16 protein-coding genes, 1 pseudogene and 1 riboswitch are annotated in these 14,366 nt (G+C 74.1%); of the genes and pseudogenes, 7 read left to right on the forward strand and 10 right to left on the reverse strand.

What is annotated here, in order from left to right:
- Positions 1–24 precede the first annotated feature (24 nt).
- The 3 genes and pseudogenes from PS271_RS00440 (at position 25) to PS271_RS00450 (ending at position 2,346) form a co-directional block, all read left to right on the forward strand.
- Positions 25–921: an ATP-grasp domain-containing protein gene (locus tag PS271_RS00440; RefSeq protein ID WP_398379008.1), complete on the forward strand. Its 897-nt coding sequence runs from the start codon at positions 25–27 to the stop codon at positions 919–921.
- 9 nt (positions 922–930) lie between these two features.
- Positions 931–1,455 (forward strand): GNAT family N-acetyltransferase, encoded by a 525-nt coding sequence (locus PS271_RS00445; RefSeq protein ID WP_398379010.1) that lies wholly within the window; start codon positions 931–933, stop codon positions 1,453–1,455.
- Between the two features lie 71 nt (positions 1,456–1,526).
- A pseudogene (locus PS271_RS00450) lies at positions 1,527–2,346 on the forward strand (class I SAM-dependent methyltransferase).
- Here the strand turns inward: PS271_RS00450 and PS271_RS00455 are convergent.
- On the reverse strand, positions 2,333–2,611 hold the full coding sequence (locus tag PS271_RS00455; protein WP_228774164.1) for a DUF1540 domain-containing protein: 279 nt from the start codon (positions 2,609–2,611) through the stop codon (positions 2,333–2,335). The pseudogene PS271_RS00450 and the gene PS271_RS00455 overlap by 14 nt on opposite strands.
- Before the next feature lie 199 nt (positions 2,612–2,810).
- Here PS271_RS00455 and PS271_RS00460 point away from each other — a divergent pair, with 199 nt between their 5' ends.
- A complete protein-coding gene (locus PS271_RS00460; RefSeq protein WP_398379012.1) occupies positions 2,811–3,422 on the forward strand; it encodes a GNAT family N-acetyltransferase in 612 nt (203 codons plus the stop codon).
- Here PS271_RS00460 and PS271_RS00465 read toward each other — a convergent pair.
- Positions 3,382–3,774, reverse strand: a complete 393-nt coding sequence (locus PS271_RS00465; RefSeq protein WP_398379014.1) for a DUF5997 family protein — start codon at positions 3,772–3,774, stop codon at positions 3,382–3,384. The genes PS271_RS00460 and PS271_RS00465 overlap by 41 nt on opposite strands.
- Positions 3,775–3,832: 58 nt before the next feature.
- On the opposite strand from PS271_RS00465, the gene PS271_RS00470 reads away from it, so the two are divergent.
- Positions 3,833–4,633, forward strand: coding sequence for a LysR family substrate-binding domain-containing protein (locus PS271_RS00470; protein ID WP_398379016.1), 801 nt, complete (start codon positions 3,833–3,835; stop codon positions 4,631–4,633).
- 24 nt (positions 4,634–4,657) lie between these two features.
- Here PS271_RS00470 and PS271_RS00475 read toward each other — a convergent pair whose 3' ends face one another.
- The 7 genes from PS271_RS00475 to PS271_RS00505 form a co-directional block, all read right to left on the reverse strand.
- Positions 4,658–5,926: a DUF1266 domain-containing protein gene (locus PS271_RS00475; RefSeq protein WP_398379018.1), complete on the reverse strand. Its 1,269-nt coding sequence runs from the start codon at positions 5,924–5,926 to the stop codon at positions 4,658–4,660.
- A gap of 146 nt (positions 5,927–6,072) precedes the next feature.
- Entirely contained in the window at positions 6,073–6,504 is a 432-nt protein-coding gene (locus PS271_RS00480; protein WP_398379020.1) for a protein-tyrosine phosphatase family protein, read from the reverse strand.
- Positions 6,505–6,766: 262 nt separating this feature from the next.
- Complete coding sequence (locus tag PS271_RS00485) at positions 6,767–7,438, reverse strand: class I SAM-dependent DNA methyltransferase (protein ID WP_398386611.1); 672 nt, start codon at positions 7,436–7,438, stop codon at positions 6,767–6,769.
- Between the two features lie 74 nt (positions 7,439–7,512).
- Positions 7,513–8,757 (reverse strand): sulfite oxidase, encoded by a 1,245-nt coding sequence (locus PS271_RS00490; RefSeq protein ID WP_398379021.1) that lies wholly within the window; start codon positions 8,755–8,757, stop codon positions 7,513–7,515.
- Between the two features lie 127 nt (positions 8,758–8,884).
- Positions 8,885–9,100 carry a hypothetical protein gene (locus PS271_RS00495; RefSeq protein WP_398379023.1) on the reverse strand — a complete coding sequence of 72 codons (216 nt, stop codon included), beginning with the start codon at positions 9,098–9,100 and terminating at the stop codon, positions 8,885–8,887.
- 177 nt (positions 9,101–9,277) lie between these two features.
- Positions 9,278–9,598: a hypothetical protein gene (locus PS271_RS00500; RefSeq protein ID WP_398379025.1), complete on the reverse strand. Its 321-nt coding sequence runs from the start codon at positions 9,596–9,598 to the stop codon at positions 9,278–9,280.
- A gap of 100 nt (positions 9,599–9,698) precedes the next feature.
- Positions 9,699–10,055 (reverse strand): hypothetical protein, encoded by a 357-nt coding sequence (locus tag PS271_RS00505; RefSeq protein WP_398379027.1) that lies wholly within the window; start codon positions 10,053–10,055, stop codon positions 9,699–9,701.
- 217 nt (positions 10,056–10,272) lie between these two features.
- Between PS271_RS00505 and PS271_RS00510 the strand changes: the two genes are divergently transcribed.
- A complete protein-coding gene (locus PS271_RS00510) occupies positions 10,273–10,665 on the forward strand; it encodes a hypothetical protein (protein ID WP_398379029.1) in 393 nt (130 codons plus the stop codon).
- Positions 10,666–10,705: 40 nt separating this feature from the next.
- A riboswitch (cobalamin riboswitch) is annotated at positions 10,706–10,915 on the forward strand.
- A 182-nt stretch (positions 10,916–11,097) separates the two neighbouring features.
- On the forward strand, positions 11,098–13,422 hold the full coding sequence (gene metE / locus PS271_RS00515; protein WP_398379030.1) for a 5-methyltetrahydropteroyltriglutamate--homocysteine S-methyltransferase: 2,325 nt from the start codon (positions 11,098–11,100) through the stop codon (positions 13,420–13,422).
- 84 nt (positions 13,423–13,506) lie between these two features.
- Here metE and PS271_RS00520 read toward each other — a convergent pair whose 3' ends face one another.
- Positions 13,507–14,268 (reverse strand): TetR/AcrR family transcriptional regulator, encoded by a 762-nt coding sequence (locus PS271_RS00520; RefSeq protein ID WP_398379032.1) that lies wholly within the window; start codon positions 14,266–14,268, stop codon positions 13,507–13,509.
- Positions 14,269–14,366: the final 98 nt, after the last annotated feature.

Genomic DNA, 14,366 nt, shown 5'->3' on the forward strand with positions numbered 1-14,366 from the left:
CTCGTCACCCATTAGGGTGCCCGCATGGCACCCGTGATCCTTTTCTGCTGCGACCCGCTCCACCCCCGGCGGGCGGACCCGCACTTCGCGGACGACATACGGGCCGCCCGCGAGGCAGGGCTGCGGACCGCCCTCATCGACCACGACGCGCTGCTCGCCGGGGACGCCGGCGACGCGGTGCGCGGCGTGCCGCGCGGGGCGGGCGCCGCCTGGTACCGGGGCTGGATGGTCCCCTCCGTGCGGTACGCGGAGCTGGCGGGCGCGCTCGCCGCCCGCGGGGTCACGCTGCTGACCCCGCCGGACGCCTACCGGCGCGCGCACGAACTCCCCGGCTGGTACGCCGCCTTCGCCTCCGTCACACCGGCCAGCGTGTGGCTCCCCGCCCGGGCCGGCCGGGCGCCGGGCGCCCCGGCGCTCGCCGCTCTCGCGGCACCGCTCGGCGGCGGGCCCGGCATCGTCAAGGACTTCGTGAAGTCCCGCAAGCACGAGTGGCACAAGGCCTGTTACGTACCCGATCTCGCCGACACGGACCGGCTGGCCACGGTGGTGGCCCGCTTCGTCGAGCTCCAGGGCCCCTTCCTCGCGGGCGGCGTGGTGCTCCGCGCCTTCGAGCGCTTCACCGGCGCCGGCGAGGCCCGCGTGTGGTGGGTGGACGGCCGCCCCGTCCTCGTCACGGCCCACCCCGACCACCCCGACCGGCGGCCGTCACCGTCACTCGACGCCGTAGCGCCCCTCGTGGCGGCCCTCGACTGCCGCTTCGTGACGACCGACCTCGCCCGGCGCGAGGACGGGGTGTGGCGAGTGGTGGAGGTAGGCGACGGCCAGGTCAGCGACCTGCCCAGGGATGCCGGCCCGGAGCCGCTGTTCGAGGCGCTGGCCTCGGCGGACACCGCCCTGTCCGGAGATGCCGCACACCAGTAGCCTTCCGCCATGCTGACTGGTGATCTTGTACGGCTCCGGGCCCTCGAACCGTCCGACGCCGAGACGATGTGGCGGTGGAATAACGACCCCGCGATCGGGCGCTGGATGTTCGGCGGCTACCCGGAGTCTCTGGCGCAGATCACCGAGCGCTTCGCGTCCCTCCCCCGGAACTCGTACGCGAGCACGTTCCTCGGCGTCGAGCCGCTCGGCGAGCAGCGGCTGATCGGCTCGGTGCGGCTGCGCGACGCCGCTCCCGAGACCGGCTCGGCCGAACTCGACCTCCGCATCGGCGACAAGGACTACTGGGGGCGCGGCTACGCGACCGACACCGTGCGCGTGATCTGCCGGTTCGGGTTCGACGAGCTGCGCCTGCACCGCATCTCCCTGACGGTCGTCGCGGACAACGAATCCGCCCGCCGCGTATACGACAAGACCGGCTTCGTCGAGGAGGGGCGGCAGCGGGAGTGCTTCCGCCGCGACGGCACGTGGCACGACATGATCCTCATGGGGCTCCTCGAAGGCGAACTGCGCTGACCGCGACGGCCGCTCCGGCAGCGCCCCGGAAATCCTGGCGTGAAAGAGGAGGCAGGAGCGAGGATGGGCTGATGGATGTCCAGCTGCGCGCACAGTCGTTCAATGCGGCCGCCGACCAGTACGCCGCGAACCGCCCCTCCTACCCGCCCGCCCTCCTGGACGCCGTCGAAGAGCTCGCGGGCCGTCCCCTCGCCGGTGCGCGGGTCGCGGACGTCGGCGCGGGCACCGGGATCGCCACGGCCCTGCTGCGCGAGCGCGGCGCGGAGGTCGTCGCGGTCGAGCCGGGGGACGGCATGGCGGCCCGGTTCCGCCGCGAGCTCCCCGGTGTGCCGGTCGTCCGGGGTGACGGCAATGCCCTGCCGCTCGCCGACGCGTCCGTCGACCTCCTCACGTACGCACAGTCCTGGCACTGGACGGACACCGCCCGCTCCGTCCCCGAAGCGCTGCGGGTCCCGCTCCGTCCCCGAAGCGCTGCGGGTGCTGCGGCCCGGCGGTGCGCTCGCCGTCTGGTGGAACACGACCGCGCTCGACGTGCCGTGGATCGCCGCCCAGCACGAGCGGATCGCGCGCCACACCGGAACGGAGCCGCCGTCCAGGGAGCCCGACGACCGCCGTGCCGCCCGGCTCGCGGGCTTCGAGGGGCTGCCCTGCGTGCGCCGCCACGTGCGCTGGAGCCGGACCGTCCCCCTCGGCGTGCACCTCGCCAACATCGGCAGCCACTCGGCGTTCCTGGTGCTCGGCGAGACCGCCGCCCGGGAGTTCCTCACCGCCGAGAGGGGCCGCCTGCGGGCGCTCTTCCCCGGCGAGGAGATCGAGGAGACCTACGTGACCGACCTGTTCGTGGTGGGGCGGCGGCCCTCCGCCTCACCCCGCGCCGCTACCTCGCCGTGAAGGTGAGGCAGTCCGCCGAGGCCCCCAGGGCGGCCACCGTGATGCCGGGAGCCTGGCACTCCAGTCCGACGTTGTGCAGGCACCCGGCCATCTTGCAGGCGCCGACCCGGCCGACGGACGAGGAGTCGCCGCCCTTCGAGGGAAAGACGAAGTAGGTGTCGCAGTGGGCGTGGGCGGAGTCGCCCACGGTGATCGCGAGTGCGTGGCAGGCGCTGTCCTGGTTGTAGGCGCACTCGTCCACCTGACATACGCTCACCTGGGGCATTTCCACGGCGCTTCTCCTCGGCATGACGTCCCGGCCGGCCACGGTCCGTTCCCCCGACGCCTTCCTCGGGTGCCGGAGGGTGACACCGGTGGCCCCGGGGGTTCACCCGGAAGCGGGATCGGCGGACGGCGGCGTGCTACGTTGTCCGTCGTCACTTCAGCCTCCGGCCGCGGCTCCATTCCGCGCGGAGGCTTTTTTCATGCCTGCATACCGATCAGACGCGCCCGTAGCCGCACCCGCACCCGTATCCGTACACCTTGCGAGCGACGCCGACCGCCCCGTACTGGAGCGTCTGTGGCTGATGTTCCGCCACGACATGTCGGCGTTCGACGGCTCGGTGCCCGCCCGCGACGGGACGTTCCGCAGCGACCGGCTCGAAGCGGCGCTCGCCGGCGCCGGCTGGGCGCCGTACCTGCTGCGCAGCGGCCCCTCCCCCGCCGGCCTGGCCTTCGTGCGCGGGCTGGGCGGTCCGGTGCGCGTGATGAACAGCTTCTTCGTGGTGCGCGGGGCGCGCGGGACGGGGGCGGGGCTGGGGGCCGCCCGGGAGGTCGTGGCCCGTCACCCGGGCCGGTGGGAGATTCCGTTCCAGGACGCGAACGCGGTCGCGGTGCGCTTCTGGCGGCGCGTGGCCGCCGAGGTCGCGGGCAGCGCGTGGACGGAGGAGCGCAGGCCCGTGCCGGGACGGCCGGACCTGCCGCCCGACGTGTGGATCTCGTTCAGCGAGGGCGGGACGGGGGCAGGCGTCAGGCGCCCTGCTCCGACTCCTTCGCCTACTTCCCCTGCTGCTCCTGCTGCTCCTGCTTCTCCTTGATGCGCGCGGCTTCCTTGCGGACCTCGGCCTGGGTGGCACGCTCGCGCTGGAGCCACTCGGGCATCTCGTCCTTCAGCGCGTCGATCTGCTCGGTGGTGAGGGGGTCGGTGATGCCGCCCCGGGCGAGGCCCGCGATGGAGACGCCCAGCTTCGAAGCGACCACCGGGCGGGGGTGCGGGCCGTTGCGCCGCAGGTCCTGCAGCCACGCGGGCGGGTCGGCCTGGAGCGCGTTCAGCTCGTTGCGCGTGACGACCCCCTCCTGGAACTCGGCGGGGGTGGCCTGGAGGTACACACCCAGCTTCTTCGCCGCGGTCGCGGGCTTCATCGTCTGGGTGGTCTTGTGCGACGTCATGACGTCAAGGGTATTCGAGCATGTGCGCTACCTCGACCACGACCGGTAGCCTGGCGGAGTGACAGGCTCGGAAGTTTCCCCTTCGTTCCGGCTCGCCTATGTCCCGGGAGTGACGCCCGCCAAGTGGGTGCGAATCTGGAACGAGCGGCTGCCCGACATCCCTCTGCACCTCGTCGCGGTCACCGCCGCCGAAGCGTGCGACGTCCTGCGGGGCGGCGGCGCCGACGCGGGTTTCGTCCGGCTGCCGCTGCCGGCCGAGCGTACGGACCTCAGCGCGATCCCCCTTTACACCGAGACCACGGTCGTCGTGATCCCGAAGGACCACGTCGTGGCGGCGGTCGAGGAGGTCACCTCGGAGGAGCTGGCCGACGAGATCGTGCTGCACCCCCTCGACGACGTGCTCGGCTGGGAGGAGCTGCCTGGGCGGGCGGCGATCGAGCGCCCGGCCACGACCGCGGACGCCATCGAGCTGGTGGCGGCGGGGGTGGGCGTCCTCGCCGTCCCGCAGTCGCTGGCCCGCCTGCACCACCGCAAGGACCTCACGTACCGGCCGCTCACGGATGCCCCGCAGTCGCGGGTCGCCCTGTCGTGGCCCGAGGACGCGACCACCGACATGGTCGAGGATTTCATCGGGATCGTCCGCGGGCGCACGGTCAACAGCTCGCGCGGCCGCACGCAGCCCGACGCCAAGGCCCAGGCCAAGGCGTCGAAGGCCCCGGCCAAGGGTGGCCAGGCCAAGGCGCAGCCGAAGGGGAAGCGTCCCGGTTCGGGCGGCGGCCAGCGCAAGGCCGCGGCCGGCAAGAGCTCGCGGGGCGGATCCGGCGCCGCCAAGCGCGGCAAGCCCCGCCGCCGCTCGTAGCGGCGGGCCGCCGCGTGGCGGAGGTCACGCCCCGGGTGCGGGATCTTTGAAGGGCACCGTCCGCCACAGGCTGTCCGGGTCGGTGGTCAGGGCGCGGTGCGCGTCGAGGACCGTCGTGTACCAGGGGCCGAACTCTTCTTCGTCGAAGTGCAGGCACCGGCCGAGTATGTAACCGGCGGAGAACTCCTCCCAGGAGTCGTACGCGGCCTGTGCGGCACCGGACGCGCGCTCGATCGCCGCGTGCATCTCGGCCTCGGTGGCGTAGCGCGCGCCCCGGCCCCAGCGGGCCATCTTCGAGGCCCTGCCGATGTCCCAGGCCGCGACCGTACGCACGAGGCCGTCGGGAGGCAGGAGGCCGTCGGCGCGGAACCGGGCCTCGTAGCGCAGCACCTGGCCCACGATGCCGCGCAGGTGCGCCACGAACCCGGCCAGGTCGGGGTCGCCGGCGGAAGTGCCGCTCTCATGGGCGCGGGCACGGGCCGTGGCCTCGACGGTGTCGCGCCACTGCCCCGGGTCGGGGCGGCCGCCGCCCTGCGCGCGGAGCAGCGCGGTCCGCGCGCCCAGGACGAAGTCCCAGTACCAGGGGCTCACGTCCTGGGCGAGGAGGCGCTCCTCCGTGCTGATCCAGTCTTCGCGGCTGTGCACGCCCCAGTCGTCGGCGATCCGCTCGGTCTCGCCGCGGTAGCCCATGCCGTGCCAGTGGAGGGTGTTCCACGCGTCGCCGTTGCGGAAGCACAGGTGCGCGCCGCAGGCCAGGCCGTGCAGCAGCGGGCCGGGGGCGGGGGCGCCGGTGCAGCGGGTCACGACGCGGTCCATCAGCTCGTCCGGGCGGAACAGCTCGTGGTGCAGGTCCAGCCACACCTCGCGTTCCTCGTCGCTGACCAGGAAGTACTGCTCGCAGGGCGTGGCCGCGTTGACGGCGAGGACGTCCACGCCGTCGGGGACGATCTGTGCGAGCGCGCCGAGCGTCGCGTACTCGTAGACGAGGAACGGGTGCGGGCGCGGCAGCAGGCCGGGCGTGTACACCTGGAGGACGGTCCGCCCGTCCGGCGTCTCGATGGTCAGCATGGGGTGCGTGTCGCCGCCGGCGGCCTGTGCCTCGTCGAGGCGCACCGGGTAGTAGACGCCCTCGATCGCGAGGGTGCGCAGGTAGGCGTAGGAGTCGTCCGACCTCGTCACCTTGTACAGGTACTGCTCCACGTCGGTGGGAGCCTGCCAGCGAACGCCGTCCTCCGGCGCCGGGACGAAGGGGAACAACTCGTCGTGCGCCTCGTCCTGGGCAGCGGCGTACATGGGGCTCCTCAACAGTTCGGCTCAAGATCGCCCGAGTACGGTAACGGTGCCGATGTCATGCCCACGGAGAGGGTCCTCGCCGACCCGCCCGGCTTCCGGTCGTGACGAGCCGTCACGGGGCCGGCGGCGCGTGATGCCGGGCCGGATCAGGCCGTGAAGCGGCGGACGTAGCGTTTTTGCCAGGGGGTTTCCACGGCATGGGGGTCGTAGTGGTCGCGGACGTACCGCACGGCTCGGGTGGCGGGGACGCCGTCCAGGATCGCCAGGCAGGCCAGGGCCGTGCCGGTGCGGCCTCGGCCGCCGGCGCAGGCGATCTCGACGCGTTCGGCCGCGGACCGTTCCCACGCCTCGGCGAGGACCGCGCGGGCCTCGGCCGGGCTGCTGGGCAGGCGGAAGTCGGGCCAGCGCAGCCAGGCGGCCTCCCAGGGGACTTCGGGAGGCCGCTTTCCGAGCAGGTAGACCGCGAAAGCGGGCTCCGGGCCCGCGGGGAGGGGGCGGAGCAGGCCGCGGCCCCGGATGAGGCGGCCGGAGGGCAGGTGCAGGATCCCGGCGGAGCCGGCCGTCCACGTCTCGGTCACGCCGTCGAGGTTACGCCCGGGCACTCAGGACGCCGACGGCGGCGGGCACTTCGAGGTCCGTGCCTCGCACAACCCCACGACCGCGCCCGTACGTTCCCTGCCGCCCGCCGCCGGCACGGTCGTCGCCTCCGCTCCTCCGGCAGGCACGCCACGTCCACGGTCACCACTGGGCGCACGCCGCGGGCGGCCGTCCTGGGATTCCGGCGCGGCCGCCCGAAGCGCTGAGCCCGCGGCGGGCCGGCGCGGTCGGGGCGAGGCCCGGTCAGCCGGTGACGGCGGCCGGCCTGCGGGCGAGCAGGTAGGCCTGCGGTGTCTCGTCCGCGCCCGGCTCGTGGAGCGTGCGGGCGTGCACGGCCAGGCCCGCGTCGCGCAGCATTCCCGCGATGCGGTCCGGCTGCCGCCTGCGGAAGTCGAGGGCCACGTCGTGGCCGAACGGGCGCGCCACGTGCAGCGGGACGTCGCCCACCTGGAAGGCGATCAGCAGGTGGCCGCCCGGCGCCAGGACCCGGTGGAACTCGGCGAACACCTCCGGGAGCCGCTCCTGGGGGGTGTGGATGACCGAGTACCAGGCCACCACGCCGGCGAGGGCGGCGTCCGGGAGGTCGAGGGAGAGCATCGAGCCCTCGGTAAATCGCAGGTGCGGGTGCGACTTCCTGGCCTGGGCGAGCATCCCCGGCGACAGGTCGATCCCGGACACGGACAGCCCGAGGCGGCTCAGGTGCGCCGTGACGCGGCCCTCGCCGCAGCCGATGTCGGCGACGGGCCCGCCGCCGTCGGCGTGGACGAGGTCGGCGAACGCGCCGAGCATCGCGCGGCACAGCGGGCTGCCGTCGAGCTCGTCGCGGTAGCGGTCGGCGTAGTCGGCGGCCACGGCGTCGTAGAACGCCCGGGTCGTGGTCAGGAATCCGGGCTCCAGCCGGTCGGATCCGGTCATCTCGGGTTCGGTCACGACCGCGCACCCTACCCGGGCGCACGGACGCCTCCGGGCCCCGGGCCCCGGCCCGCGCCTCAGACGACGCGGACGGGGTGGCGGACCACCGCGTCGAAGAAGAAGCCCTGCTCATTGGGGACGGCGTGGAGGGGCTGGGTGGTGCCTGCCGTGTCCGTCGCCCGGGCCAGGAGGCGGGCGGGCCCGGGCTCGTACGGGTGCCAGCGGGTGCTCCAGCGCACCCAGCCGCCCGGCCGCGGGACGTCGTGCAGACGGGCCTCCTGCCAGGTGGCGCCGTCGTCCGTGCTGACCTCCACCCGGCGTATGCTCCCGCCCCCGGACCACGACCGGCCCGTCAGCCGGTGCCCCCGGCCCGCGGCGAACACCGCCCCGGGGGCCAGCTCGAAGGCGCTGCGCACGGGCTGGCGCGTGATCGGAGCGCTGCCGCCGGGCGGGTAGGCGGAGCCGAAGAGGCGGTAGAACACGGTGTTCCACGGGGAGAACAGCGGGCGGTCGGACACCTCGATGTCCCCGACCCACTTCACGGAGGCGATGCCCACCCAGGAGGGCACCACCAGGCGCGCCGGGCAGCCGTGGTCGGGCAGGAGCGGCTGCCCGTTCATCTCGTAGGCCAGCAGGACGTCGCCGAGGGCCTTCGCCACGGGCATCGGCCGGCGCACGTGGCCGTAGTCCGTCCCGTGCGCGGTGTACACCGGGTCGAGGCCGCGCGGCATCACGTCCACCGCCCGCCGCGACAGGCCCGCCGCCCGCAGGACGTCCGACAGGCGCGCGCCCCGCCAGCGCGCCGCGCCGACCGCGCCCATCGTCCAGGGAGTGCCGGTGACCGCATCGCCCTGCTGGGCGGCAAAATAACTGCGGCCGTTCCCCGCGCACTCCAGGCACTCGCTCAGGGTCACGGCCGGGAAGGACCGCAGGTCCTCGTACGAGAACTCCACCGCCCGGCCGCGCAGTCCGCCGCCCCACACCGTCAGGCGCCACCGTGCGGGGTCGAGGACGGGGGTCGCCGTGTGGTTACGGACGAAGAACCGGTCGATCGGCGTGTAATAGCCGGTCCCCCGCAGCGCCGCCCAGTTCGTCTCCGCGTTGGTGTCGCGTACGGTGAACAGCTCGGCGGGCAGGGGCTTGACGATCCCAGGCCTCCCCGCGGCCGCCGCGGTGCCCGCTCCGATGCCGGCCCCGGCGGCGGCGAGCCCTGCCGCGGCGCCCATCAGGCGCAGCACGACCCGGCGCGAGAGCCCTTCGCCCGTTGCCTCACCCGACAGGAACTGCCGGAGCCTGTCGCGGTCGTAGGCGCGCTCGGACATTCCCTGACCTCCCCGAACCCAGGAGCAGGCCGCAGCCTCCCCTTCACGGTAGGCCACGCCGGACGGCCCTGTCCCCACCACAATTCGGCCGCGGCGCTCCCCGCGGCCCGGCGGCCGTGAGGAGCTCCTACGAGTCCTTGCCCTCGACGACGCGCCGGGCCGCCTCGCTCTCCGCGGCGGCCGGTGACAGCTCGCTCAGCGTGTCGAGGTCGGTGTCCTCCCGGAGTTCGGTCTCCCAGGCGGCGGCCAGCTTCTCCTGCTGCGGGCGCGGCTGCTTGCGGACCTCGTCGCGGTGGGCCGGGCTCAGGGCCTCCAGGAATCGCTCGACATCGTCGGTCGGCATGGGTTCTCCCTCGTCTGCGTCGACAGCCTTCCCCCTTCCCACTGCCGGCGGCCCCCGGACCCACCGGGCCTTCCCCTTCACCTGAAAGGGGGCAGGGCGGGCGCCGGCAGGCGGAGCCGTGGCCGGGCGGCTACCCGCCCCCTTCGGCGGAGGCGGGCAGCCGCGCGGCGGCAACGGCTACTCCTGCCGTACGTACAGCAGCAGGCGGGCGAACAGGCCGGGCCGGCGCGGCGCGCCGCGGGGCGCGGCCGGGCCGGGGGCGGCGGGCGGCTTCTCCGCGTCCGGGTCCGCGAGGGGCGCGGTGCGCGGGAGGACCTCCGGGGCCGAAGGGCTCGGCGGGTTCGACGGGTGCGTGGAGTCCGGCGGGGCCGGCGGGTTCGGGGCGGCGGCCGGGGGCCGCGCGCCTGCGGCGGAGGCGTGCTCGGGGTCGGGCTCGGGGGCGCGGTAGACCTGGGCGCGCAGATAGGCGCTCAGGACGCGCGCGGGATCGAGGGGCATGACGTCTCTCTGCTTCTCGTGCCTGTGGTGTGAGGGAAGTTCCGGGCGTGCCGGACGCGACGGCCCGTCCCGTACGGGGCGGGACGGGCGGGGGTTCCTCTCAGCAGCGCAGGACGTCGTTGCGCGCGTGGCCCGCGGTGGCCGCGGGGCCTTCGGGTGCCGGCGGTGTCAGCCGGCAGCCGGATGCCCATGGGGATCCGGATCCCTCGGAGTCCTGTGAGGAGGGCAGGCACGTGCGCCTGCCGGGAGAGGCCTGGACGCGGGGCGTGCGGTTGTCCGCGACGCAGTCGTCCGCACTGGCGAACTCCACGGACACGGGGCTCTCTTCCGGGCCGGAGCCCAGGGCCAGCACCGTGCCGCTGCCTCCGGAGAAGAGCAGCAGGACGGAGACCAGCACGGCCACGGCGGCCCGCAACGCGGACTGCGAGGGCGGCGGTGCGGGGCTCCACAGGGTCATGCACCAAGCGTAATCAGTCAATTACTTTGGGCGCATTCCACCGTTCGGGTGAGGGCGCGGGAGCCGGGACGGCATCTCCCGGCGGGAACGGGGCACCTGGCCCGTATGGTCGCACAGCCCGCGGCACGGAACCCGGGTGCGCCGTACGGTCGGAGCAGGGCTTCCCCTCGCACGGCGGCGGCCCCCGGTCACGGCAACGACGGCGGAGGAGGAGCAGGTGACGGATGCCCGGGAGAGTGCGGACCACGTCAGCGTGCATCTGACGGACTGCGGCCATCAGGACGCGGGTGCCGTCTTCGGCGTCCTGGAGGCCGTCTTCCCCGAAGCGGGACCGCCGCGCAGCGAGACCAGCCCGGGCGCGCCCGGCGCGGGCCCCATGATCTGGTGCATGACCGTCGACACCCGCACGCGGCGGGGCGAGGGCGCGGCAGAGCCGGGGCGGGCTCCCCTGTCGGGCACGGTCACGGCCGACCTGTTCGGGGCCGCCGACCCGGTCCGCCAGGTCAAGGAAGAACTGGAGCGCGCCTTCGCCGCCGAGCACCGCGGTCACGTCTCCGGCGAGCACGAAATGGAGCTGCGGCTGCGCCTGGCCACGCGAACCGGCTCGTGAGGCGCGCCACTTCACTCTTCCGTGACCCTGCCCCGCAGCCTAGAGTGACGGTGCAGCTGGTTCGCCCTGCTCGCCAGGCAGGCGCGTCGCAAGAGGGAACCCGGTGGGAATCCGGGACTGCCCCGCAGCGGTGAGCGGGAACGACCGCCGTCATACGCACTGGATCCGCAAGGGTCCGGGAAGCGACGGCCATTAGGTGCCATGTGGCGTGCCCGCGAGTCCGAAGACCTGCCGACTGCCCGTGCGCTGCCGAGCGCACGGAGATCCCGGTGACCTCGAGGGCGGGTCGGCGCACACATCAGGCGGGCACGACGCGGCGGCGCAATGGCGACCGCACCGCGGCAGGCAGTGTCCCGTCAGGTCTGCCGTTCCTTCGCGCCTTCCGCCCGTCCCGGGGTCATGGACGCACGCACGCTCGCGAAGGAGAGTTCCGTGACCAGCAAGTCCGCAGCCGCGGCAGCACAGGCCACCGTCCACGGCTATCCCCGGCAGGGGCAGGGCCGTGAACTGAAGAAGGCGATCGAGGGGTACTGGAAGGGCCGCGTCACGGCCGGTGCCCTGCGGGACACGGCCGCTGCACTGCGCCGTACGAACTGGCAGCAGCTGGCCGGGGCCGGTGTGCACGAAGTGCCCACCGGAGACTTCTCGTTCTACGACCACGTCCTGGACACCAGTGTGATGGTCGGGGCGATTCCCGCGCGGCACCGCGCGGCCGTCGACGCCGACGCCCTGGACGGCTACTTCGCCATGGCCCGTGGCACGCAGGAGGTGGCACCGCTTGAGATGACCAAGTGGTTCGACACCAACTACCACTATCTGGTCCCCGAACTCGGCCCCGACACGGTCTTCTCCGCGGACTCCACCAAGCAGGTCGCGGAGCTGAAGGAGGCTCTGGCGCTGGGCCTGACGGCCCGTCCGGTGCTCGTCGGCCCCGTCACGTACCTGCTGCTGGCCAAGCCCGCGCCGGGCGTCGCCCCGGGCTTCGAGCCGCTCACCCTCCTCGACCGGCTGCTGCCGGTGTACGCCGAGGTGCTCGCCGACCTGCGGGCCGCGGGCGCCGCGTGGGTGCAGCTCGACGAGCCCGCCCTGGTCCAGGACCGCTCCCCCGCCGAGCTGAACGCCGCCGCCCGCGCCTACCGCGATCTGGGCGGCCGCACCGACCGGCCCAAGCTGCTGGTCGCCTCCTACTTCGACCGGCTCGGCGAGGCCCTCCCGGTCCTCGCCAAGGCGCCGGTCGAGGGCCTCGCCCTGGACTTCACCGGCCCCGCCGCCGCCAACCTCGGCGACCTCGCGGCCGCGGGCGGGCTGCCCGGCAAGCGCCTCCTCGCCGGCGTCGTCAACGGCCGCAACGTGTGGATCAACGACTTCGAGAAGTCCCTGTCCGTGCTCGGCACGCTCCTCGGCCTCGCCGACCGGGTCGACGTCTCCTCGTCCTGCTCCCTGCTGCACGTGCCGCTCGACGCGGCGGCCGAGCGGGACATCGACCCGCAGATCGCCCGCTGGCTCGCCTTCGCCCGCCAGAAGACCACCGAGGTGGTCACGCTGGCCCGCGGCCTGGCGCAGGGCCCCGACACCATCGCGGCCGCCCTGGCCGCCAACCGCGCCGACCTGGCCTCGCGGGCCGGCTCGGCCATCACCCGCGACCCGGCCGTCCGCTCCCGCGCCGCCGCCGTCACCGGGTCCGACGGCCGCCGCTCGCAGCCGTACGAGCAGCGGGCCGCCGCCCAGCGGGCCCACCTCGGCCTGCCCCTGCTGCCGGTCACCACGATCGGCTCCTTCCCGCAGACGAGCGAGCTGCGCACCGCCCGCGCCGACCTGCGCGCCGGGCGGATCGACACCGCGGCGTACGAGGAGCGCATCAAGGCCGAGATCCGCGAGGTCATCTCCTACCAGGAGAAGGCGGGCATCGACGTCCTCGTGCACGGCGAGCCCGAGCGCAACGACATGGTGCAGTACTTCGCCGAGCAGCTGACGGGCTATCTGGCCACGCAGCACGGCTGGGTCCAGTCGTACGGCACGCGCTACGTCCGCCCGCCGATCCTCGCCGGGGACATCTCCCGCCCGGAGCCGATGACCGTCCGCTGGACCCAGTACGCCCAGTCGGTGGCCGGCAAGCCCGTCAAGGGCATGCTGACCGGCCCGGTGACCATGCTGGCCTGGTCGTTCGTCCGCGACGACCAGCCGCTCGGCGACACCGCCCGCCAAGTGGCCCTCGCCCTGCGCGACGAGGTCGCCGACCTGGAGGCCGCGGGCACGTCGGTGATCCAGGTGGACGAGCCGGCCCTGCGCGAGACGCTGCCGCTGCGCGCCGCCGACCGCGCCGCGTACCTGGCGTGGGCGACCGAGGCGTTCCGCCTCTCCACCGCGGGCGTCCGGCCGGACACCCAGATCCACACGCACATGTGCTACGCGGAGTTCGGCGACATCCTCCGGGCCATCGACGACCTCGACGCCGACGTCATCAGCCTGGAGGCGGCCCGCTCGCACATGCAGGTCGCCACCGAGCTGGCCACGGCGGGCTACCCGCGCGAGGTCGGGCCCGGCGTCTACGACATCCACTCCCCGCGCATCCCCGGCGCGGACGAGGCCGCGGCGCTGCTGCGCAAGGGGCTGGAGGCGATCCCCGGTGAGCGCCTGTGGGTCAACCCGGACTGCGGACTGAAGACCCGCGGCTGGCCCGAGGTCCGGGCCTCGCTGGACAACCTGGTCACGGCAGCGCGGGAGGTCCGCGCGGAGCTTCCCGGCGGCGCTTCCTGACGCTGAAGTGACGGAGTGAAAGGGGGGCGGACGCCGGCACGACACGGCGTCCGCCCCTCCTGTCTCGTCCCTCCTGCCGTGCGGTCAGCGCGCGGGCAGGATCCGGTCGAGGTGGTAGTCCAGCGTCGTCCGCACGTCGGCGAGGGTGCGCCGGCCGTGGAGCACGTCCATGCCCAGCCCGGTCACCCCGGACACCAGCAGGTCCGCCTCCCGCTCGGGGTCGACGCCGGGCGCCGCCCCCGCCTGCCGGATCAGCCCGGCGACGAGCTGCTCGACGGGCTGGGAGGCGTGCAGGAACACCTCGGCGAGCGCCGGGTCGTTCAGGCTGCGCACGTAGTACGCGACGAAGACGCGCAGGGCGCTGCGGCGCTGCTCGTCCAGGGGCAGGAACTCGTTCAGGACGGCTCCCAGCACCGCCCGCAGGTCCGCCGGGTCGTGCAGCGCGGCCATGCGGGCGCGGGCGCGCCGGTCGTTCTCCTCGTGCAGCAGGTGCAGCGCCGAGACGAGGAGGCCGTGCTTGCTCCCGAAGTGGTACTGGACGACGCGCAGGGAGACCCCCGCCGCGGCCGCGACCTCGCGCATGCTCGCCGCTTCCAGGCCCCGCTCCGCGGCGATCCGCCAGACGGCCTCGGCGATCTGCTGACGCCGCGATCCCCCCTCGGTCATGCGGGCGGCGCCCTCGACGGCCGCGGGCGGGGCCGGCGGCGTACGGCTGCGCTCGCCGGCCCGCCGCCGGTACGCCTTGGCCTGGCAGCTCCGCGAGCAGTAGACGGGCGGGCGGCCGCGGACGGCCACGGCGAGCGGCACGGAACAGACGCGGCACCGGTCCTGATTTTCGTCACGCACAAATGCAGTCTACTCCCGGAAAAATGCGTGACGAAACCCGACATTCTCCCCTCATTTCATTGATACGGTCGTATCAAGAAACCGAACGCTGATCGGAG

This window comes from Streptomyces sp. SCA2-17, from assembly GCF_044336695.1.

Excerpts from the sequence above, each read along its gene's own strand:
- PS271_RS00440 (WP_398379008.1), top strand. The coding sequence starts at position 25 with ATGGCACCCGTGATCCTTTTCTGCTGCGACCCGCTCCACCCCCGGCGG.
- PS271_RS00445 (WP_398379010.1), top strand. The coding sequence starts at position 931 with ATGCTGACTGGTGATCTTGTACGGCTCCGGGCCCTCGAACCGTCCGAC.
- PS271_RS00455 (WP_228774164.1), bottom strand. The coding sequence starts at position 2,611 with ATGCCCCAGGTGAGCGTATGTCAGGTGGACGAGTGCGCCTACAACCAG.
- PS271_RS00460 (WP_398379012.1), top strand. The coding sequence starts at position 2,811 with ATGCCTGCATACCGATCAGACGCGCCCGTAGCCGCACCCGCACCCGTA.
- PS271_RS00465 (WP_398379014.1), bottom strand. The coding sequence starts at position 3,774 with ATGACGTCGCACAAGACCACCCAGACGATGAAGCCCGCGACCGCGGCG.
- PS271_RS00475 (WP_398379018.1), bottom strand. The coding sequence starts at position 5,926 with ATGTACGCCGCTGCCCAGGACGAGGCGCACGACGAGTTGTTCCCCTTC.
- PS271_RS00485 (WP_398386611.1), bottom strand. The coding sequence starts at position 7,438 with ATGACCGGATCCGACCGGCTGGAGCCCGGATTCCTGACCACGACCCGG.
- PS271_RS00490 (WP_398379021.1), bottom strand. The coding sequence starts at position 8,757 with ATGTCCGAGCGCGCCTACGACCGCGACAGGCTCCGGCAGTTCCTGTCG.
- PS271_RS00495 (WP_398379023.1), bottom strand. The coding sequence starts at position 9,100 with ATGCCGACCGACGATGTCGAGCGATTCCTGGAGGCCCTGAGCCCGGCC.
- PS271_RS00500 (WP_398379025.1), bottom strand. The coding sequence starts at position 9,598 with ATGCCCCTCGATCCCGCGCGCGTCCTGAGCGCCTATCTGCGCGCCCAG.
- PS271_RS00505 (WP_398379027.1), bottom strand. The coding sequence starts at position 10,055 with ATGACCCTGTGGAGCCCCGCACCGCCGCCCTCGCAGTCCGCGTTGCGG.